Source organism: Isoptericola variabilis 225, assembly GCF_000215105.1.
GTDB classification, from domain to species: Bacteria; Actinomycetota; Actinomycetes; order Actinomycetales; family Cellulomonadaceae; genus Isoptericola; species Isoptericola variabilis_A.
In genome coordinates, this window is sequence record NC_015588.1 from 3,243,656 (window position 1) to 3,262,435 (window position 18,780).

Genomic DNA, 18,780 nt, shown 5'->3' on the forward strand with positions numbered 1-18,780 from the left:
CGGGTGAGGCTCAGCGCGACGGTCGCAGGTCGAGTCGGCGCAGCAGCTGCGCGTTGAGCGCCACGACCACGGTCGACAGCGACATGAGCAGCGCGCCCACCGACATCGGCATGACGAACCCGACCGGCGCGAGGACGCCTGCCGCGAGCGGCACGGCCACGAGGTTGTACCCGGCGGCCCACCAGAGGTTCTGCTTCATCGTGCGGTAGCTCGCCCGCGACAGGTCGACGACGGACAGCACGGCACGCGGGTCGTCGCCGGCGAGGATGACCCCGGCCGACCCGATCGCGACGTCGGTGCCCGCGCCGATCGCGATGCCGACGTCGGCCTGCGCGAGCGCCGGGGCGTCGTTGACGCCGTCGCCGACCATCGCCACACGGTGGCCCTCGCGCCGGAGCGCGGCCACGGTCGAGGACTTGTCCTCGGGCCGCACCCCCGCGAAGTACCGGTCGATCCCGAGCTCGCGCGCGACGGAGCGTGCCACGGCCTCCGCGTCACCGGTGATCATGACGACGTCGATGCCGCGCGCCCGCAGCTGCGCGACGGCGTCGGCGGACTCGGGCCGCACCTGGTCGGCGAGGCGCAGCGCACCGATGACCGCGCCGTCGCGCACCACGTGGAGCACGATCGCGCCCTCGCCGCGCCAGGCCGCGGCCTCGGGGACCTCCTCGAGGCGGCGCTCCTCGAGCAGCCGCGGGCCGCCGACGCGCACCTCGCGTCCGTCGACCGTCGCGGTCACGCCGACCGCGGGCGCCGAGGCGAAGCCTCCCGCGCGCGGGACGGACAGGCCGCGAGCGCCGGCCTCGCCGACGATCGCGCGGGCGAGCGGGTGCTCGCTGTCCGACTCGGCGGCCGCCGCGAGCGCCAGCACCGCGTCGGCGTCGAGGTCGCCGGTCGTGGCGACGTCGACGACGGCGGACTCGCCGCGCGTGAGCGTGCCCGTCTTGTCGAACAGGACCACGTCGACCGTGCGCATGCTCTCGAGGGCGAGCCGGTCCTTGACCAGGACGCCGGCCCGGGCGGCGCGCTCGGTCGCGATGGACACGACCAGCGGGATCGCCAGGCCGAGCGCGTGGGGGCACGCGATGACGAGCACGGTCACGGTCCGCACGACCGCGGCGTCGGGCAGCCCGAGCAACGACCACACGACGGCGGTCACGGCGGCCGCGCCGAGCGCGAACCAGAACAGCCATCCCGCGGCCACGTCGGCGATCCGCTGCGCGCGCGACGACGACGCCTGGGCGTCGGCCACGAGCTTGCGGATGCCCGCGAGCGCCGTGTCGTCGCCGGTCGCGGTCACCTCGACGCGCAGGCCCGAGTCGGTCGCCACGGTGCCGGCCGTGACCTGGTCGCCGACGCCGCGCGTCACGGTGCGCGACTCCCCCGTGATCATCGACTCGTCCATCTCGGCCCGGCCGTCGACGACGCGGCCGTCGGCCGGGACGCGGCCGCCCGGGCGGACGAGGACGACGTCGCCCACCCGGAGGTCCGACGGCGGCACGACGGCGACCTGGTCGCCGTCGACGCGCTCGGCCTCGTCGGGCAGCAGCTCCGCGAGCGAGTCGAGCGCCGACGTCGTCCGCGCGAGCGAGCGCATCTCGATCCAGTGGCCGAGCAGCATGATCACGACCAGCAGCGCGAGCTCCCACCAGAAGTCGAGCTGGTGGTCGAGCAGGCCGAGGCTCGCGCCGGCCGAGGCGACGAACGCGACCGTGATGGCGGTCCCGACGAGCAGCATCATGCCGGGGCGCCGCGCGCGGAGCTCGGACGCCGCCCCGACGAGGAAGGGCCGGCCGCCCCAGGCGAAGACGACGGTGCCGAGAACGGGCGAGACCCAGCGGACCCACGCGGCGTCGGGCAGCTCGTAGCCGAGGATCATCGCGAACATCGGCGAGAACGCGACGACCGGGACGGCCAGCACGAGCATGGTCCAGAACAGGCGGCGGTACTCGGCGACGTGGTCCCCGTGGCCGCCGCCGTGCCCGCCGTGCCCCGTGTGCTCGGCGTGTCCTGCGTGCTCGGCGGGCGCCCCGGCCCCGCCGTGATCCTGGTGGTCGTGCTGGTGGTGCTCGTGGTGCTGGTGGTGCCGCGTGTGCTCTTCGGTCCTCATGGCACCTTCCCCTCCGTCCTGACGATACCCCCAGGGGGTATATCGCGCCAGAACCGGAGCTCCCTGCCGAGTATTCCCGCCCGGCTACGCCGCCACGAGGGCGAGGTCGACGCGCCCCACAGACGGCAGGGCGGCGCGGACGCTCGCCTCGGCGTCGGCGGCGACCCGTCCGCCGTCGGACACGGTGAGCGCGGGCGCGACGCCGAGCCGCGCCTGCACCACGAGGCGGTGACCCGACCAGCGCAGGCGCACGTCGTCGACCCGCCCGACGTCGCGGGCCGTGCCCCACAGCAGCACGAGGATCGCGGCGGTGATGAGCAGGCCGACGATCGGGTCGGCCTGCGGGAAGCCGAGCGACACGCCGAGCACGCCGAGAACCACCGCGAGCGAGGTGAAGCCGTCGGTGCGGGCGTGCACGCCGTCGGCGACGAGCGCCGCCGACCCGATGCGCCGACCGGTGCGGATGCGGTAGACCGCGACGGCCTCGTTGCCCGCGAACCCCACGACGCCGGCCACGGCGACCCATCCGAGGTGCTCGAGCGGCTGCGGGTCGGCGAGGCGCCGCACCGACTCGACGCCCGCGACCACGGCCGACAGGGCGATCATCGCCACGACGAACAGCCCGGCGAGGTCCTCGACGCGTCCGAAGCCGTGCGTGTACCGCCGCGTCGCCGCGCGACGGCCGAGGACGAACGCGATCCACAGCGGCACAGCCGTGAGCGCGTCCGAGAAGTTGTGGATCGTGTCGGCCAGAAGCGCGACCGACCCGCTCACGAGCGCGATGCCGAGCTGCGCGACCGCGGTCGCGCCGAGCACGAGCAGGCTGACCTTGACCGCGCGGATCCCCTGCGCGCTCGCCTCGAGCGCGCCGTCGACCGAGTCGGCGGCGTCGTGCGAGTGCGGCACGAACACCTCGTGCAGCCACCCGCGGAACCCCGCGGGGTGCGCGTGCTCGACGCCGGTCATGCGCGCGGTCCGGGATGGCCGTCGTGGTGCGCGGGCCGCTCGTCGACCGCGTGCTGCGCCTGGTAGACGGCCTGGGCCACGAGGGTGCGCGCGTGCTCGTCGACGAGCGAGTAGAAGACGCGGTTGCCCTCCTGGCGCGCCGTGACGATGCGTCCCCACCGCAGCTTGGCGAGGTGCTGCGAGACGGCCGTGGGCGACTTGTCGACGATGTCGGCGAGATGGTTGACCGACAGCTCCTCGTCGCGCAGCGCGAGGATGATGCGCACGCGCGTCGGGTCGGCCAGGAGCGAGTCGGAGGCAAGCGGAAGGCTCGACTCCAGCACCCCGGCCGGTGGCGCGCCTCATCGTCCACAGGCCATGCACTCCCCTTGCCGGGCCGATCGGCCGCGGGTAGCATCGAACGTATGTTCGACACGGTGGTCCGCGAGCGGGACGGGGCGGTCGTCACGATCGACGACCTCGACGCGCTCGCGTCCCCGCCGCCGGGTCCGCCGTCGGTGAACGCCGTGAGCGCCGCGATCGACGAGGCGGTGGCCCTGCAGGCCGAGATCGACGCGCTCGAGGGCCGCAAGCTCCTCGCGCTCGAGAAGGCGCGGCGCGCGGCGATGCGGTGCGAGCGTGACCTGCTCGCCCAGGACGACCCCGAGCTGGCCCGTGCCGGGACGTCGCGTCGCCACCAGCTCGCGCTGCGCGCCTTCGTCGCCGACGTCGCGGCCGCACTGCGCCTCTCCGAGCGGCAGGCCGGCCACCTCGTCGACACCGCTCGTACCCTGACCGCCCACGGCCGGGCCACGCTCGCGGCGCTCTGCCGCGGCGAGTTCTCGGCCGCGATCGCGACTGCCATGGCCGACACGCTCGCCGACGTCCCGGACGGTCGCGCCCGCGCCGAGGTCCAGGCCGAGGCGCTGACCTGCGCCCGCGCCGCGACGCCGTCCGCGTTCCGTCGGCACCTGCGCCGCGCCCGCGATCGCGTGCACCCGGAGCCGATGGACGTCCGCCACGAGCGGGCGTCCGCGAAGCGCGCGGTGCACGTCGACCCGGGAGCGGACGGGATGGCCTGGCTCACCGCCTACCTCCCGGCCACGACCGCGCACGCGATCGCCGACCGTCTGGACGCCACGGCACGTCAGGCGCGGACGGCGGGCGACGGGCGCACGCTCGACCAGTTGCGCGCTGACGCGCTCGCGGCGCTGCTGCTCGTCGGCGTCCCTACGGCCGGCGACGGCGCGGGCACGCTCGCGCGCGAGCTGGAGTCCGGGCTCGTGCCCGACCTCGCCGACCAGGCCCGCCGGATCACCCCGCGCGTCAGCGTGACCGTGCCCGTGCTCGCGCTGCTGGGCCGCACCGACGTCCCGGCCGAGCTCGAGGGCCACGGGCCGGTCGACCCGGCCACCGCGGCGGTGCTCGCGGCCGGGGCGCCGTCGCTGCGCCGGCTGCTCGTCGACCCGGTGTCCGGCCGCGTGCTCACGACCGACGCCGGCACCTACACCGTGCCCGCGGCGCTGCGCGCCTACCTCCAGGCACGGGACGGCACCTGCCGGTTCCCCGGTTGCTCCCGACCGGCGCGGGCGAGCGACGTCGACCACACCACGGCGTGGGCCGCGGGCGGCACGACGACGGCCGCGAACCTCGCGCACCTATGCCGCCGTCATCACGTGCTCAAGCACCAGACCCGCTGGCACGCCCGGCAGCTGCCCGACGGGACGCTCCGGTGGACGTCACCCGCCGGGCGGACGTACCACGACGCCGTCGCGCCACCGGTCGACACCTCGGGCGAGCTCCTGCGGGACCCGGGGCCGCCGCCGTTCTGAGCGGCGCCCGGGCTCAGGGGCCTGTGCTCAGGGGCCGCTCAGTGGCCCGCGCCCAGGTTCCCCGCGAGACGCTCGAGACGCTGCGCGCTGTCGTCGTTCAGGCCCACGACCGTGACGGTCTTGCCGCGCGCCTCGTACTTGGTGCGCACGGCGTCGAGCGCGGCGACGGTCGAGGCGTCCCACACGTGCGCCCGCGTCATGTCGATGACGATGTTCCGCGGGTCGCCCGAGTAGTCGAACTGGTGGACGAGGTCGTTCGACGACGCGAAGAACAGCTCGCCCTCGACCGCGTAGACGCGCTGGTCGTCGTCGTCGCTCGCGTCGAGGCGCGTGACGGACGTGAGGTGGGCGACCCGCCGCGCGAAGAGCACGGTCGCGACGAGCACGCCGACCACGACGCCGTACGCGAGGTTGTGCGTCCACACCGTCACGACGACGGTCGACGCCATGACGAGCGTCTCGGAGCGCGGCATGCGGCGCAGGGTCGACGGCCGGACCGAGTGCCAGTCGAACGTGCCGACCGAGACCATGATCATGACCGCGACGAGCGCCGCCATGGGGATGATGCCGACGAGGTCGCCGAGCCCGACGACGAGGATCAGCAGGAACACGCCGGCGAGCAGCGTCGACAGGCGCGTCCGGGCGCCGGACGCCTTCACGTTGATCATCGTCTGGCCGATCATCGCGCAGCCGCCCATGCCGCCGAAGAAACCCGTGACGATGTTGGCGACGCCCTGGCCCCACGACTCGCGGGTCTTGTTCGAGTGCGTGTCCGTGACGTCGTCGACCAGCGTGGCCGTGAGCAGCGACTCGATGAGCCCGACGAGCGCCATCGCGAGCGCGTACGGGGCGATGATCTGCAGCGTCTCGAGCGTCGGCGGCACGTCGGGGAGCAGCAGCGACGGCAGCGACTCCGGCAGCTCACCCTCGTCCCCGACCGTCGGGACGGCGAGCTCCGCGACGACCGTCACGAGCGTGAGCAGGACGATCGCGACGAGCGGCGCCGGCACGGCCTTCGTCAGGCGGGGGAAGAACACCAGGATCGCCAGGCCGGCGGCGACGAGCGGGTAGACGACCACCGGCACGTCGACGAGGTGCGGCACCTGCGAGAGGAAGATGAGGATCGCCAGCGCGTTGACGAAGCCCACCATGACCGAGCGCGGGACGAACCGCATGAGCTTGGCGACGCCGAGCACACCCAGCACGACCTGGATGATGCCGCCGAGCAGGACCGTCGCGACGAGGTGGTCGAGCCCGTGGTCCCGGGCGACGGGGGCGACGACGAGCGCGATCGCGCCCGTCGCGGCGGAGATCATCGCGGGCCGGCCGCCGACGAACGCGATCGTGACCGCCATCGTGACCGACGTGAAGAGTCCGACGCGCGGGTCGACGCCCGCGATGATCGAGAACGCGATCGCCTCGGGGATCAGCGCCAGGGCGACGACGAGGCCGGCGAGGACCTCGGTGCGCAGCGTCCGCACGGAGCGGAAGGCCGCGCGGAACGAGCCGGAGACGTCGGCCTCGGGCGCGCCGGTGACCGGCAGCGGTTCGGGGGCAGGGTCGGGCAGGGCGATGCGGGAGTCGTTCGGCACGCAGCGTTCCTCACGGTGGGACGGACGGCACGCGACGCTGCGCACGATGAAAGGGGAGCCGGAGCGGCGCCAAGTTTAACCCCCGCGACCCTCAGGGAAACCTCAAGTGCGCAGCGCTCGACGCCGGGCAGCCGCCATCATGGTCGCCACGGGGGGCGACGAGGCGGGGTGGAAGGCATGCACGTCCTGGTCACCGGAGGTGCTGGCTACGTCGGCGCCCACGGTGCTACGACTGATCGAGGCCGGGCACGACCCGGTCGTGGTGGACGACTTCTCGCGGGGAACCACGGCGGCGGTCTCGCGCGTCGAGGAGCTCACGGGCCGGCACGTGCCCGTGCACGCGTACGACGTCGCGGACATCGACATGCTCGAGCGACTGTTCGACGCCGAGCGGTTCGACGCCGTCGTCCACCTCGCCGGCGTCCGGACGGCCCACACGAGCGTGGCGCGGCCCCTTCACTGCTACGAGACCAACCTGACGACGACGTTCACGCTGCTGCGCTGCATGGCCTGGTACGGCGTCCCGCGCCTCGTGCTGTCGTCGTCCGGACGGGTGTACGACGCCGTGGACGCGCCGGCGCACGAGGACTCGCCGCTCGCGCCGATCGCCCCTCTGGGCCGCGCCCACCTCATGAACGAGCAGGTGCTGCGCGACGTCGCGGGGGCGGCCGAGCCCTCGCTGCGCGTCGGGGTGCTGCGCTGCGCCACGGTCGTCGGCCCGGACCCGTCCGGGCGGCTCGGCGACGACCTCGGCGGTACGACGCGCGGGCTGCTCCACGCGATCACCCAGGTCGCGCAGGGCCGCAGGGACCATCTCGACGTCTTCGGCGGCGACTACCCGACGCCCGACGGAACGGCGGTGCGCGACTACGTCCACGTGACCGACGTCGCGGCCGCGCACGTCGCGGCGCTCGAGGCGCTCGACGACGTCGGGCGACCGCTCTCGACGTGGAACGTCGGCTCGGGGCGGCCGACGAGCGTGCTGTCGCTCGTCGGCACCTTCGAGGCCGCGACGGGCCGCACGCTGCCGTACCGGGTGCTCCCGCGCCGGCCCGGCGACGCCGCCGTGTCGTACCTCGACGTCTCGCGCGCGGGGGAGGAGCTCGGGTGGACGGCGACGCGCGGGCTCCCGGAGATCTGCACCGACCACTGGCGCTGGCAGCGCCGCAACCCCGAGGGCTACCCGCTCGCGGCGACGCCCGAGACCCCGTGGCGAGGCGGCGTCGGGCACCGGCTGCGCCTGCTGCAGGGCGCCGAGAACGGCCCGTTCTGGTGACGGCTCAGGGCTTCGTCTCGCGGTAGAACCGCAGCGCGCCCGGGTGCAGGTCCGCCGGCTCGGTGAAGATCGCCCGCACGCGGTCGAGCTGCGACGCGGTCGGGACCTCGGCCGCGATGCGCGAGCGCGCGTCGAACAGCGTGGCCACGAGCCCGTGCGCGACCGGATCGGGCATGTCCGCGGGCACCACGAGGAAGTTCGGCACGGCGAGCGTGGGCACGTCGCGCCGCAGCCCGTACATGCCCGCCGGGACGACGCCGTGGCGGTAGCCGGACCCGTGGCGAGCACGCACCTCGTCGACGAGGTCGCCGAGCGGCACGAGGCGCACGTCGAGCTCCTCGGACAGCTGGGTGATGCCCGGGGTGCGCAGGCCGCCCGACCAGAAGAACGCGTCGACGTCGCCCGCGTGCAGCGCCTCGATCGAGCGTGCGATCCCCAGCGACTGCCCGCGCAGCGCTCGCTGGTCGATCCCGGCCGCCTCGAGCAGGCGTGACGCGATGAGCGACGTGCCGGAGCCCGGCGCACCGAGCGAGACGTCGCGCCCCCGCAGGTCCTCGATCGCCTCGATGTCGGAGTCCGCGGGGACCACGAGGTGGATGAAGTCGTCGTAGACGCGGGCGAGAGCGCGCAGCGGCATGGGCCCCGAGAACGAGCCCGAGCCGGTCACGGCGTCCCCGACGGCGTCGGCGGTGCTGAACGCGACCTGTGCGCGGCCGTCGGCGAGCATGCGGAGGTTCTCGACCGACCCGCCGGTCTCGAGCACCTCGACCGACATCCCGTACCGCTCGTCGAGGACCTCGGCCAGGCCGGCGCCGTAGCCGTGGTAGATCCCCGACGCGCCCCCGGTCGCCACGACGAGCGTCTCGGGGCGCTGGCCGGCCCACGGGTCGCGGCGGTCGCCCGCGAGGCACCCGGCGACGAGCAGGACGGCGAGCGCCACGGCCGCCGCGAGCAGCCGCCGGACCCCGCGGCTCATGCCTCGTCCTCGCCGCGCGGGAGCACGAGACGCACGCGGAACCCGCCGTCGTCGGGCAGGTCGATGCGCAGGCCGCCGCCGCCCGTGGCGAGCAGCTCGGAGGCGATCGCGAGCCCGAGGCCCGAGCCCTTGACCGTGCTGTGCCCGGGCGAGCGCCAGAACCGCTCCGTGAGGTGCGCGACCTCCTCGGGCGGCACGCCGGGCCCGTGGTCGCGCACCGCGACCTCGACGAAGCCGCTCCCGTCGTGGTCCGCGGCGGTGACCTCGACGTCGAGCCGGCCGCCGCGCGGCGAGAACTTGACGGCGTTGTCCATGACGGCGTCGAACGCGCACTCGAGCACGATCTGGTTCGCGACGACCCACGTGTCGTCGTCGGGCGCCGTGAGCTCGACGCGCTGGTCGACCGCGAGCAGCCGCCAGCTCTCGACCCGGCGGCGCACGACCTCGGCCACGTCGAGCGCCTCGGCGCCCCGGCCGAGCTTCGCGTCGTCGGCGAGCAGGAGCAGCGCGTCGAGGATGTGCGCCATCCGCACCGCCTCGGCCCGCACGTGCGCGACCTCGGTCGCGTGCTCGGGCGGGGCGGACAGCGCCAGGTCCTCGACGCGGAGGATGAGCGCGTTGAGGGGGTTGCGCAGCTCGTGCGAGGCGTTGGACACGAACTCCTGCTGCCGCCGCATGAGGTGCTCGACGCGGCCCGCCATGTCGTTGAAGCGCGCGATCACACGGCGCAGCTCGGGCGGGCCGGCCGACGGCGGGATGCGCGCCTCGAGCCGGCCGTGCCCGATCTCGCCCATCGCCCGGTCCACGGCCTCGACGGGCCGCAGCACCCACCCCGCGGTCCGGTGCGCGACGGCGATCGCGAGCAGCACGATGACGAGCCCCGCGGCGGCGAGCATGCCCCACGTGAGCCAGATGCCCCGCGACAGGCTCCCGGCGTCGGACGCCGTGACGACCGCGCCGACGATGTCGCCGCCGTGGAACACCGGCTCGGCCACGACGACCCGGTCGACGTCCCACGGCAGGAGGGTCTCGCGGACCTCGCTGCGGCGGCCCGCGAGCGCCACGAGGCGCTCGTCGACCTCCTGGACCTCGAGGCCGTTGGTGGCCCACGTGACGCCGGCCTGGTCGACGACGGCCGCGCCGATCCCGTAGACCTCGCGGTACCGCTCGAGGTCGCCCGAGACGATCGTCGGGTCGTCGGAGAGCAGGGACTGACGCGCCGTGATGACGAGGTAGCTCGCGTCGCCGAGGCGGTCGAGGAACAGCTCCTGCTGGTTCGCGCGCGCGACGCTGCTCGCGAGCGCCATGCCGAGCAGGAGCAGCACGAGCACGGACGGCACGAACAGGATGACGGCCAGCCGGCGCCGCATCAGGCGTCGTCCCCGTCGCCGGCGACCCGGTACCCGACGCCGCGGACCGTCTCGACGACGTCGGGCTCGCCGAGCTTGCGCCGCAGGGAGGCGACATGGACCTCGAGCGTGCGGCCCAGGCCCTTCCAGCTCGAGCCCCACACCTCGCGCAGGATGCGCTCGCGCGTGAGCGCGCTCCCGCGGTGGCGAACGAGGAGCGCGAGCAGGTCGTACTCCTTGCGCGTCAGCGAGACGGACGTGCCATCGGGACGCCGCACCTCGCGGGCGGCCATGTCGACGTGCACGCCCTGCACGGCGACCTGCGCGGCGTCGTGCCGGCCGTCCCACTCGCGCGAGCGGCCGCGGCGCAGCACCGCGTCGATGCGCACGAGGACCTCGCGCACGTCGTAGGGCTTGGTCACGTAGTCGTCCGCGCCGAGCTCGAGGCCGCGGATGCGGGCGTCGAGCTGGGTCCGGGCGGTGACCATGATGATCGGGACGTCGGAGACGCGCCGGATGTGGCGGCAGACCTCGAAGCCGTCCATGTCGGGCAGGGCGAGGTCGAGCAGCACGAGGTCCGTGCGCGGGTTCAGCTCGTCGAGGGCCGTGCCGCCGTCCGGCGCCCACACGACCTCGTAGCCGTGGCGGCCCAGCACGGAGACGAGCGCGCCCGCGACGTGCTCGTTGTCCTCGACCACCAACAGCTGCACGTGCACGACCTCACTGATCGTTCCGACGCGCCCGAGGGTAGCGGACGGGCGTGAGGTGCACCGGGGCGTCCGGGACACGAAGGGCGCCCCGGCCGGAGCCGGGGCGCCCTTCGTCCAGCGCTCGCGCGGTGTCAGACCCGCGTCGGACGCGTCAGCCCTGCGTCGCGCGACGGCGGGCCAGGTAGACCAGGCCACCGCCCGCACCGAGGAGCAGCAGCACGCCGGTGATCAGGCCGCCGACGGACGCGCCCGTGCGGGGCAGCTCGTCGGGGCCCTGGCCGACGACGCTCGGCGACGGGGAGGCCGACGGCTCCTCGCTGACCACGGTCGACGGCGTCTCGCTCGGCGTGGGCTCCGGGCTCGGCTCCTCCGACGGCTCCGGCGACGGGCTCACCGGCACGGAGGGCGACGGCGACGGCGACACGAACACCGACGGGCTCGGCGACGGCTCGACCTCGCACTCGAGGAAGTCGAAGGTGAGCTCGATCGGCTCGAGCTGCTCCTCGCCCGCGAACGTCACGAAGACCGTGTACTCGCCGGCCTCCTCGACCACGAACTTGTCGTAGTCCTCGACGACGAACTCCTGGCCGTCGATCGACACGGTCACCGTGTAGCCAGCGGCGTCGACGACCTCGACCGTGATGACGCCGACGACCCCGGGCTCGGGGCACTCGAGGAAGTCGACGAGGACCTCCGGGAACTCCTCCTGGGGGACGTCCGCGCAGCCGTTGTCGATGAACTCCTGACCGCCGTCCTCGAAGTCGGCGCCGTTCAGCCCCTGGCCGTCGGCGTCGTACTGGTTCGGCGGGTAGACGTCGCCCGGGTGGTCGACGTGCCCGGCCTGGTAGAAGGCACGGTCCGCCGTGGTGATGAGGACGTAGGGGTTGGTCTCGCTGCCCGTGGCGTGGCAGTACGTGATCCGCTCGACCGGGCCACGCTCGGCCGGCTGGGCCGACACGGGGGCGGTGGAGAGACCGACGGCCGCGAAGGCGGCGACGAGGATTCCGACGAGGGTCGACGCGAGCGTGCGTCGACGGCGAGCATGATTCACTGGGGGCCTCACAGCAGCGGGGATCGGGGTGGCGGTCGCGAGCGCTCTCGCCAGCGCCTCATCCAAGCACAAAGCACCTGGTCAGAACAGGGCTTGTCCACCGATCACCCGGAGTTGTGGACAAATCGTGATCTTTCCTCCGGAGCCGCCTCCATGCCCTCGACCACGCCCGACACCGAGCACCTGCAGCTGCCCACCGGACCCGTGGACGTCCGGCTCGTGGTCACCGACATGGACGGCACGCTGCTGACGCCCGACGGCGACGTGCCCGACGGACTCTGGCCGCTGCTCGAGCGACTGCGCGAGCGCGGCGTCGCGTTCGCGCCCGCCAGCGGCCGGCAGCACGCGACGCTCGCCCGGACCTTCGACCGGCCCGGCGTGCTCGAGGACCTCGTGATCATCGCCGAGAACGGCGCGTTCGTGACGCGTGGCGGCGAGGAGGTGTCGTCCGACGCCCTCGACCACGACGCGGTGTCCGACGTCGTCACGGCGGTCCGCGGGCTCGCGCGCTCGCGCGACGTGGGCGCCGTCGTCGCGGGCCGGCGCTGCGCGTACGTCGAGCGGTCCGACGCCGCGTTCCTCGACCACGTCAGCGCCTACTACGCACGCCTGGAGGTGGTCGACGACGTCCTCGCCACCCGCGACCAGGTGCTCAAGGTCGCGGTCTACGACGCGGCGGACGCGGAAGCCGGCACGCTGCCCACGCTCGAGCGGTTCCGCCAGACGCACCAGGTCGTCGTCTCGAGCCGGCACTGGGTCGACGTCATGAACCGCGGCGTCGACAAGGGCGTCGCCGTCCGGACGCTTCAGGAGGCTCTCGGCGTCACGCCCGCCCAGACGGTCGCGTTCGGCGACTACCTCAACGACGTCCCGATGCTCGACGCCGCGACCTGGTCGTTCGCGATGGCCGGGGCCCACCCGGAGGTCCTCGAGCGGGCGCGCTTCACCGCACCGAGCAACGCCGACGCCGGCGTCCTCACCGTGCTGGAGCACCTCCTGGACGACTGACCGCGCGGGGTCGACCAGCTCGCGCTCAGGGCCACACGCGCGCGTGCGCCGCGAACTCCTCGGGGTCGCTGTGCACGGGGATGACGCACACGAGGTGCCCGCCCGGCACTCGCAGCGTGCGGCAGTCGAGCCAGCGCCCGACCTCGACGCCGCCGAGCGCGGTCAGCCGAGCGTTCTCGGCGTCGAGGTCGTCCGTCTCGAAGTCGAGGTGGTAGCGCGGCGTGTCGTCGACGGACTGGACGGCGGTGACTGCGACGCGGTCGAGACCGCGACGAGGCGCTCGCGCACGCCGCCGCGCTCGTGGCCGCCGTCGACGTCCCGGTCAGCGCCGCCCGCTGCGAGAACCACCTGCACGGACGGCCGGACCTGCCCGACACGATCGCCCGGCTGCAGGCCTACCAGGAGGCGGGCGCCGACGTCCTCTACGCGCCGGGTCTGCGCGACCTCGACGACGTCGCCACGGTGTGCCGCGAGGTGGACCTGCCCGTCAACGTGCTCCTCCTGGCGGGCGGCCCGACGCCGGGCGAGCTCGCCGACGCGGGCGTCGCCCCATCTCCGTCGGCGGCACGTTCGCCTGGAACGCACTCAGCGCGCTCGTCACCGCGGCCCGCGAGCTGCTCGCCGGCGACGTCGAGTTCCTCGACCGCACCGGGTCGGCACGCGAGGTCATGCCCCGCGCGTTCGGCGTCTGACCAGCCCTCAGTCGTCCGCGGGCGGGATCGGGAAGTTCGAGCGGAACACGTTCTGCGGGTCGTACTCGCGCTTGAGCCGGCGCAGGCGGGCCAGGCCGGGCTCCCCGAACGCGTCGACCAGGCGCTCGGGCCGCGTGTCGGTGTCGAACGACAGGTACAGCCCGTCGGTGTGCGGCGCCATCTCGGCGTCCCACACGGCGTCCATGCGGTCCTGCGACACCGCCATGGCGGTGAGCACGAAGTTCTGGTGCCGGTGCGGGTACGCGGTCGCGTCGGGTGCAACGTCGTGCGCCGCGCCGCCCGTCGCCCGCACCTGCAGGAAGTACGGGACTCCGGAGGCCGCGAGCTTCTCGAACGCGCGGCTCGTGTCGGGGTCGAGGTGCTCGACCAGGCCCGAGCGCACGGCGGGGTCTCCCCCGCCCGCGTGGTCCTTCGGCACGCGCTGCACGACGCCGGTGTACGGGACGAGGTAGGCCTCGTGCGCGAGCACGGGTCCGGCGTCGGCGAGCCGCTCGAGCTCGCGCACCGCGGCGTCGGTGTCGTCGCTCGCGTGCACGGTCATGAGCTGGGCCACGGGACCGTCGCCGCGACGCCCGGGCGACAGGATGAGGAAGCTCGTCAGCTCGCGCGGCGCCCGCTCGACGGCAGCCCCCCACCGCTCGAGCAGCCCTGCGGTGTCGGTCGCGTCGAGCGTCATGCGCGAGTAGACGACGTCGCCGAGCGGCATGGCCTCGACCTCGACCCACGTGACGATCCCCAGGTTGGCGCCCGCGCCGCGCAGCCCCCAGAAGAGGTCCGGGTTCTCGTCCGCCGACGCGTGCAGGACCCGACCGTCGGCGGTCACCACCTCGGCCGCGACCACGTGGTCGATCGTGAGCCCGAACACGCGCCCGAGCAGGCCGACGCCGCCCGTCGTGGCGAGCCCGCCGACGCCCACGCCGCCGTAGTCGCCCGAGCTGATCGCCCAGCCGTGCGGCCGCAGCGCCTCCGCGACGGCACCCCACGTGGCACCCGCGCCCAGCCGCACGCGCCGGGTCGCGCCGTCGACGACCTCGATCCGGTCGAGGCCGCCGAGGTCGATGACGACGCCGCCGTCGTTGGTCGAGCGGCCGCTGATGCCGTGCCCGCCGGAGCGCACGCCGAGCGGCACGTCCTGGGCCCGGGCGTAGGCCAACGCCTCCACGACCTGCTCGGTCGTCCGGGGTCGCAGCACGATGCCGGGCGCACCGGCACGCAGGTAGTTGTGCCGCACCGCCGGGTACTCCCGGTCGCCCGGCTCGACGGCGGTCGCGGCGAGCGACGCCGGCACGGCGGCGTAGTCGATGCCCGGCCGGCGGAGCGCGAGGGCACGGGCGCCGCGGCGCGCCGCGGCCGGGACGGTGCCCGACGCGGAGCGCTCCCGGGCGACCTGCTCGCGGACCGCCGGCGCGATCTCCTCGCCGAAGACCTCGATCAGCCGCGGCTCGTCGCTCGCGAGCACGAACGTGCCGACGCCGTCCTCGATCGCGAGCGCCGTGAGCTCGTCGACCCACTGCTCGACCGGGCCCTGGAGGAAGCCCTGGCGGGACGGCAGGACGGCGCCGCCCACGTTGAGCAGGCGACGCACCTCGGACGGGTCGCGGCCGGCCTCCTGCGCCGCCTCGTCGACGATCGCGTTGCCGCGGCGGAGGTCGCCGTCCTTGAGGTAGGCGAGCGACGGCAGCCAGCCGTCGGCCGCCCGGCCGACGAGCCGGAGCATGCGCGGCTTGTACGCGCCGACCCAGATCGGGATGTCGTGCGCGGGTGCCGGGCCCCGCTTGGCGCCCGCGACGCGGTGGTGCTCGCCGTCGAGGCGCAGCGGACGGCGCTCGCGCGCGTCCCAGATGCCGCGGACGATCTCCATGGCTTCCTCGAGCGCCTGCACGGACTCGCCCGGCGTGAGCCGCGGCCCACCCATGGCGGCGACGGCGTCCCAGAACGCACCGGCCCCGATGCCGAGCGCCACCCGGCCGCCCGACAGCAGGTCGAGCGAGGCCGCCGCGCGCGCGAGCACCGCGGGCTGCCGCAGCGGGAGGTTGAGCACGTTGCCCGAGAGCGTCACGCGCTCGGTCCGGGCCGCGACCCAGGACAGCAGCGTCCAGGTGTCGTGGAACGTGGGCTGGTACGGGTGGTCCTGGAACGTCACCAGGTCCAGCCCGGCCTGCTCGGAAAGCTGGGCGAGCCGCACCGGGGCGTGCGGGTCCGCGTTCTGCGGGGTGATGAAGGTGCCGAACGCCAGGTCGTGGCCGTAGTCGGTCATGTGTGCCTCTCTGTCCGCCGATCGTCTGCCGAACAGACAATATTGCTCACAACTCATCAGCACGTCGTCGCATTCCCGCGTAGTCTGGAGCCATGACCGCAGACGCCGGCGCACCGCCGGCCGCCCCGCCCCAGGTCACGTCGAGCACCGTGCTCGGCTGGGCCCTCGCCGCGCTGCTGCGCGAGTGGAGCACGCGGGTCGAGGCCGTGACCGCCGACCTCCCCCACGGCCCGCGCGGCTACCGCGTGCTCGCGGCCGTCGTGCACGACAGCCCGCCGACCCAGGCGGCGCTCGCGAGCATGCTCGGGATCGACCGCACGGTCATGACGTACCTGCTCGACCGGTTCGTCGAGTGCGACCTCGTCGAGCGCCGTCAGGACCCGGCCGACCGGCGCGCCCGACGCGTCGTCGCGACCGAGCACGGGCGGCGGGTGCTCGCCGACCTCGACGCCCGCGTGGCGGCGGCCGAGGAGCAGCTGCTCGAAGGGCTCGAGCCGGCCGACCGGGACGCGCTGCGCACGCTCCTCGCCAGGGCGGCCACGGCCGCCGCGCCCGGCGACGACCCGTGCGGCATCGTCGCGCGGTTCCTCGACGCCGAGGGCGGCTGACCGGCCCGGCCGCTCACCCGCGCTCGCGCGCGACGGCGGCACGCACGGCGGGGGCGACCTCCTCGCCGTACGCGCGGATCTCGTCCGGGTCGTCCGAGGACAGCACGAACGTGCCGACGCCGTGCTCGAGCGCGAGCCGCGTCATGAGCTCGACCCAGCACCGGGCTGGGTCACGGCTGCGGCGGTGCTCATCAGAACTCTCCGGACGGGTCGAGGACGTCGGTCGAGGTGGGCGTGGGCCGCGTCGTCGGCAGCGGCGTGCCCCACACGGGATTGCCGTCGGCGTCGAAGGGCAGCACCTGCGCGCACGCGTGGCGGTTCGGGTCGTACAGCGGGTCGCCCGTGATCTCGGTGTACGTGCGGGAGTGGTAGACGAGGACGACGTCGCCGTCCGGCGTCTCGGTGAACGAGTTGTGGCCCGGTCCGTACTGGCCGGCGGCCGGATCGCTCACGAACACCGGCTCGGGGCTCTTGGTCCACGACGCCGGGTCCAGCAGGTCGGCGTCGGCGTCGGCGGTCAGCACGCCCATCGCGTACTCGATGCCCGTGGCCGAGCCGGAGTAGGTGAGGTAGAGCCGGCCGTTCCGCTGGAGGACCGACGGGCCCTCGTTGACCCAGAAGCCCTGGATCTCCCAGTCGTGCTCGGGGCGGCTGAGCATCACGGCCGGGCCGTCGAGCGTCCACGGGTTGCGCATGCGCGCGATGTAGAGGTTGGAGTGGCCCTTGACCGCGGCGTCCTGCTGCGCCCACACGAGGTACTGGACGCCGTCGCGCACGAAGCTCGTCGCGTCGAGGGCGAACGACTCCCACCCGGTGTCCACCTGGCCGCGCTCGACCCACGTGCCCGTGAGCGGGTCGTCGTCGGCGCACTCGATGACGAAGATCCGGTGGTTGAACGTGTCGTCGACGCCGGGGCCGTCGGCGGTCACGGCCTCGTCGGGCGCGGCCGCGTAGTAGACGTACCAGCGTCCGTCGACGCGGTGGATCTCCGGGGCCCAGACGAGGTGCGACTGCGGGCCGTCCTCGTGCCGCTCCCAGATCGTCACCTCGGGCGCCGCCTGGAGGTCCTCCAGCCGGTCCGCGCGACGCAGCACGATGCGGTCGTAGAGCGGGTACGAGCCGGTGAAGTAGTACCGGCCGTCGTGCCGCAGGACGCACGGGTCGGCGCGCTGGAGCACGATCGGGTTGACGCCGATCTGGTCCGTCATCGGTCTGGGTTCCCCTCGTCTGGGCTACGCGACGGACCACGGTAATCGATGTAAACCCGTGCTCGAGCATCCGTCCGTCCGATGTGGGCGTGGTCACACCCCTCGCCGGCGTCAGTGCGAGAGGACCACGAGCCGCTGCGTCGCGCGGGTCATGGCGACGTAGCGGTCGACCGCACCCTCGACGCCGTCGCCGAACGCGTCGGGGTCGACGAGCACGACGAGGTCGAACTCGAGGCCCTTGGCCGTCTCCGGGGTGAGCGACCGGACGCGCGGCTCCTCGACGAACGCCGGGTCGCCGATCACGCACGCCGTGCCCTCGTGGTGCTCCGCGAGCCAGGCGTCGAGGACGGCGCGCAGGTCGTCGGCCGAGCCGTACGTCACCGGCACGCCGGTGCTGCGGACCGACGTCGGCACGTTGGCGTCCGGGAGCGCCATCCGGACGACCCGCTCCGCCTCGGCCATGACCTCCGCCGGTGTCCGGTAGTTGACGGTCAGGTGGGCGATGCGGACCTGGTCGAGACCGACGCGCGCGAGCCGCTCGTGCCACGACCCGGCGAACCCGTGCCGGGCCTGGGCGCGGTCACCGACCACGGTGAGGCTGCGGGACGGGCACCGGCCGAGGACCATCTGCCACTCGGCGTCGGTGAGCTCCTGCGCCTCGTCGACGACGACGTGCGCGAACGGGCCGGCGAGCCGGTCCTGGGGCGCCGCCGCCAGCGCGTCCCGGTCGACGAGCGCGTCCTGCAGGTCCTGGCCGCGGAGCATCTGCATGACGCCGAGCTCGCTGTCGTCGGTGCGGATCAGGTCCTCGACGACGTCGGCCATGCGCTCCTGCCGGGCCGCGATCGTGGCCTCGTCCGTGCGTCGGCGGCGGGCGCTCTCCGGGTCGCCGAGGCGTCGGCGTGCGGCGTCGAGCAGCGGCCACGCCCGGTGGAACGCCCGCACGAGGTCCGTGTTCTGCGCGAACGCCCGGCGTCGCGGTTCGTCGCGGGTGCGCGCGATCGCCGCGAAGTGGCGCGCGTCGTCGGCGACCAGCGTGGGGTCGCCCTTGTGGGCGAGACGGTCGGGGAGGTCGAACGCGCTGGTGGTCAGGGGGTTCATGGGGCTGCCGCCTCCGCAGGTCGTGGCTCGGGCCAGCGATTCTG

At 74.4% G+C, this 18,780-nt stretch carries 17 protein-coding genes and 2 pseudogenes; 6 read left to right on the plus strand and 13 right to left on the minus strand.

The window, feature by feature from the left end:
• Positions 1–10 precede the first annotated feature (10 nt).
• The 3 genes from ISOVA_RS14965 to ISOVA_RS14975 form a co-directional block, all read right to left on the minus strand.
• On the minus strand, positions 11–2,110 hold the full coding sequence (locus tag ISOVA_RS14965; RefSeq protein ID WP_013840037.1) for a heavy metal translocating P-type ATPase: 2,100 nt from the start codon (positions 2,108–2,110) through the stop codon (positions 11–13).
• 84 nt (positions 2,111–2,194) lie between these two features.
• A complete protein-coding gene (locus tag ISOVA_RS14970; protein WP_013840038.1) occupies positions 2,195–3,076 on the minus strand; it encodes a cation diffusion facilitator family transporter in 882 nt (293 codons plus the stop codon).
• The gene (locus ISOVA_RS14975; RefSeq protein WP_013840039.1) at positions 3,073–3,399 is read right to left on the minus strand and encodes an ArsR/SmtB family transcription factor; all 327 of its coding nucleotides are present in this window, start codon (positions 3,397–3,399) and stop codon (positions 3,073–3,075) included. The genes ISOVA_RS14970 and ISOVA_RS14975 overlap by 4 nt, the downstream gene beginning before the upstream one ends.
• Positions 3,400–3,480: 81 nt before the next feature.
• Here ISOVA_RS14975 and ISOVA_RS14980 point away from each other — a divergent pair, with 81 nt between their 5' ends.
• Positions 3,481–4,887 carry an HNH endonuclease signature motif containing protein gene (locus tag ISOVA_RS14980; RefSeq protein WP_013840040.1) on the plus strand — a complete coding sequence of 469 codons (1,407 nt, stop codon included), beginning with the start codon at positions 3,481–3,483 and terminating at the stop codon, positions 4,885–4,887.
• A 38-nt stretch (positions 4,888–4,925) separates the two neighbouring features.
• Here the strand turns inward: ISOVA_RS14980 and ISOVA_RS14985 are convergent, their stop codons facing one another.
• Entirely contained in the window at positions 4,926–6,479 is a 1,554-nt protein-coding gene (locus ISOVA_RS14985) for a SulP family inorganic anion transporter (RefSeq protein WP_013840041.1), read from the minus strand.
• A 139-nt stretch (positions 6,480–6,618) separates the two neighbouring features.
• Here ISOVA_RS14985 and galE point away from each other — a divergent pair, with 139 nt between their 5' ends.
• A complete protein-coding gene (gene galE / locus ISOVA_RS14990; RefSeq protein ID WP_013840042.1) occupies positions 6,619–7,755 on the plus strand; it encodes a UDP-glucose 4-epimerase GalE in 1,137 nt (378 codons plus the stop codon).
• 4 nt (positions 7,756–7,759) lie between these two features.
• On the opposite strand, the gene ISOVA_RS14995 is transcribed toward galE, so the two are convergent.
• The 4 genes from ISOVA_RS14995 to ISOVA_RS15010 form a co-directional block, all read right to left on the minus strand.
• Positions 7,760–8,731: a TAXI family TRAP transporter solute-binding subunit gene (locus ISOVA_RS14995; RefSeq protein WP_013840043.1), complete on the minus strand. Its 972-nt coding sequence runs from the start codon at positions 8,729–8,731 to the stop codon at positions 7,760–7,762.
• Positions 8,728–10,101: a sensor histidine kinase gene (locus tag ISOVA_RS15000; RefSeq protein WP_013840044.1), complete on the minus strand. Its 1,374-nt coding sequence runs from the start codon at positions 10,099–10,101 to the stop codon at positions 8,728–8,730. Before ISOVA_RS15000 ends, ISOVA_RS14995 begins: the two co-directional genes overlap by 4 nt.
• Complete coding sequence (locus ISOVA_RS15005; RefSeq protein ID WP_233275918.1) at positions 10,101–10,796, minus strand: response regulator transcription factor; 696 nt, start codon at positions 10,794–10,796, stop codon at positions 10,101–10,103. Before ISOVA_RS15005 ends, ISOVA_RS15000 begins: the two co-directional genes overlap by 1 nt.
• A 145-nt stretch (positions 10,797–10,941) precedes the next feature.
• Positions 10,942–11,748, minus strand: a complete 807-nt coding sequence (locus ISOVA_RS15010) for a hypothetical protein (protein ID WP_143762148.1) — start codon at positions 11,746–11,748, stop codon at positions 10,942–10,944.
• Between the two features lie 246 nt (positions 11,749–11,994).
• Between ISOVA_RS15010 and ISOVA_RS15015 the strand changes: the two genes are divergently transcribed.
• Entirely contained in the window at positions 11,995–12,849 is an 855-nt protein-coding gene (locus ISOVA_RS15015; RefSeq protein WP_013840047.1) for an HAD family hydrolase, read from the plus strand.
• Positions 12,850–12,874: 25 nt separating this feature from the next.
• On the opposite strand, the pseudogene ISOVA_RS17715 reads toward ISOVA_RS15015, so the two are convergent.
• A pseudogene (locus ISOVA_RS17715) lies at positions 12,875–13,117 on the minus strand (VOC family protein); the annotation flags it as partial.
• Positions 13,118–13,149: 32 nt separating this feature from the next.
• Between ISOVA_RS17715 and ISOVA_RS17720 the strand changes: the two are divergent.
• Both ISOVA_RS17720 and ISOVA_RS17045 read left to right on the plus strand, forming a co-directional pair.
• Positions 13,150–13,338 (plus strand): annotated as a pseudogene (locus ISOVA_RS17720) (isocitrate lyase/phosphoenolpyruvate mutase family protein); the annotation flags it as partial.
• A complete protein-coding gene (locus tag ISOVA_RS17045) occupies positions 13,314–13,541 on the plus strand; it encodes a hypothetical protein (RefSeq protein ID WP_221927825.1) in 228 nt (75 codons plus the stop codon). The pseudogene ISOVA_RS17720 and the gene ISOVA_RS17045, both read left to right, overlap by 25 nt.
• A gap of 7 nt (positions 13,542–13,548) precedes the next feature.
• On the opposite strand, the gene ISOVA_RS15030 is transcribed toward ISOVA_RS17045, so the two are convergent.
• Complete coding sequence (locus tag ISOVA_RS15030; RefSeq protein ID WP_013840048.1) at positions 13,549–15,819, minus strand: LLM class flavin-dependent oxidoreductase; 2,271 nt, start codon at positions 15,817–15,819, stop codon at positions 13,549–13,551.
• A gap of 92 nt (positions 15,820–15,911) precedes the next feature.
• Here ISOVA_RS15030 and ISOVA_RS15035 point away from each other — a divergent pair, with 92 nt between their 5' ends.
• Entirely contained in the window at positions 15,912–16,427 is a 516-nt protein-coding gene (locus ISOVA_RS15035; protein WP_013840049.1) for a MarR family winged helix-turn-helix transcriptional regulator, read from the plus strand.
• A gap of 13 nt (positions 16,428–16,440) precedes the next feature.
• Here the strand turns inward: ISOVA_RS15035 and ISOVA_RS17445 are convergent, their stop codons facing one another.
• From ISOVA_RS17445 to ISOVA_RS15045, 3 genes are all read right to left on the minus strand, one after another.
• Positions 16,441–16,572: a hypothetical protein gene (locus ISOVA_RS17445; protein ID WP_261376369.1), complete on the minus strand. Its 132-nt coding sequence runs from the start codon at positions 16,570–16,572 to the stop codon at positions 16,441–16,443.
• Positions 16,573–16,618: 46 nt separating this feature from the next.
• On the minus strand, positions 16,619–17,635 hold the full coding sequence (locus tag ISOVA_RS15040; RefSeq protein ID WP_013840050.1) for a glycoside hydrolase family 43 protein: 1,017 nt from the start codon (positions 17,633–17,635) through the stop codon (positions 16,619–16,621).
• 111 nt (positions 17,636–17,746) lie between these two features.
• Positions 17,747–18,736: a helicase domain-containing protein gene (locus ISOVA_RS15045; RefSeq protein WP_013840051.1), complete on the minus strand. Its 990-nt coding sequence runs from the start codon at positions 18,734–18,736 to the stop codon at positions 17,747–17,749.
• Positions 18,737–18,780 lie beyond the last annotated feature (44 nt).

Excerpts from the sequence above, each read along its gene's own strand:
- ISOVA_RS14965 (WP_013840037.1), bottom strand. The coding sequence starts at position 2,110 with ATGAGGACCGAAGAGCACACGCGGCACCACCAGCACCACGAGCACCAC.
- ISOVA_RS15015 (WP_013840047.1), top strand. The coding sequence starts at position 11,995 with ATGCCCTCGACCACGCCCGACACCGAGCACCTGCAGCTGCCCACCGGA.
- galE (WP_013840042.1), top strand. The coding sequence starts at position 6,619 with ATGGTCGCCACGGGGGGCGACGAGGCGGGGTGGAAGGCATGCACGTCC.
- ISOVA_RS17445 (WP_261376369.1), bottom strand. The coding sequence starts at position 16,572 with ATGACGCGGCTCGCGCTCGAGCACGGCGTCGGCACGTTCGTGCTGTCC.
- ISOVA_RS15030 (WP_013840048.1), bottom strand. The coding sequence starts at position 15,819 with ATGACCGACTACGGCCACGACCTGGCGTTCGGCACCTTCATCACCCCG.
- ISOVA_RS15045 (WP_013840051.1), bottom strand. The coding sequence starts at position 18,736 with ATGAACCCCCTGACCACCAGCGCGTTCGACCTCCCCGACCGTCTCGCC.
- ISOVA_RS14995 (WP_013840043.1), bottom strand. The coding sequence starts at position 8,731 with ATGAGCCGCGGGGTCCGGCGGCTGCTCGCGGCGGCCGTGGCGCTCGCC.
- ISOVA_RS14980 (WP_013840040.1), top strand. The coding sequence starts at position 3,481 with ATGTTCGACACGGTGGTCCGCGAGCGGGACGGGGCGGTCGTCACGATC.
- ISOVA_RS15040 (WP_013840050.1), bottom strand. The coding sequence starts at position 17,635 with ATGACGGACCAGATCGGCGTCAACCCGATCGTGCTCCAGCGCGCCGAC.
- ISOVA_RS15035 (WP_013840049.1), top strand. The coding sequence starts at position 15,912 with ATGACCGCAGACGCCGGCGCACCGCCGGCCGCCCCGCCCCAGGTCACG.
- ISOVA_RS15000 (WP_013840044.1), bottom strand. The coding sequence starts at position 10,101 with ATGCGGCGCCGGCTGGCCGTCATCCTGTTCGTGCCGTCCGTGCTCGTG.
- ISOVA_RS14970 (WP_013840038.1), bottom strand. The coding sequence starts at position 3,076 with ATGACCGGCGTCGAGCACGCGCACCCCGCGGGGTTCCGCGGGTGGCTG.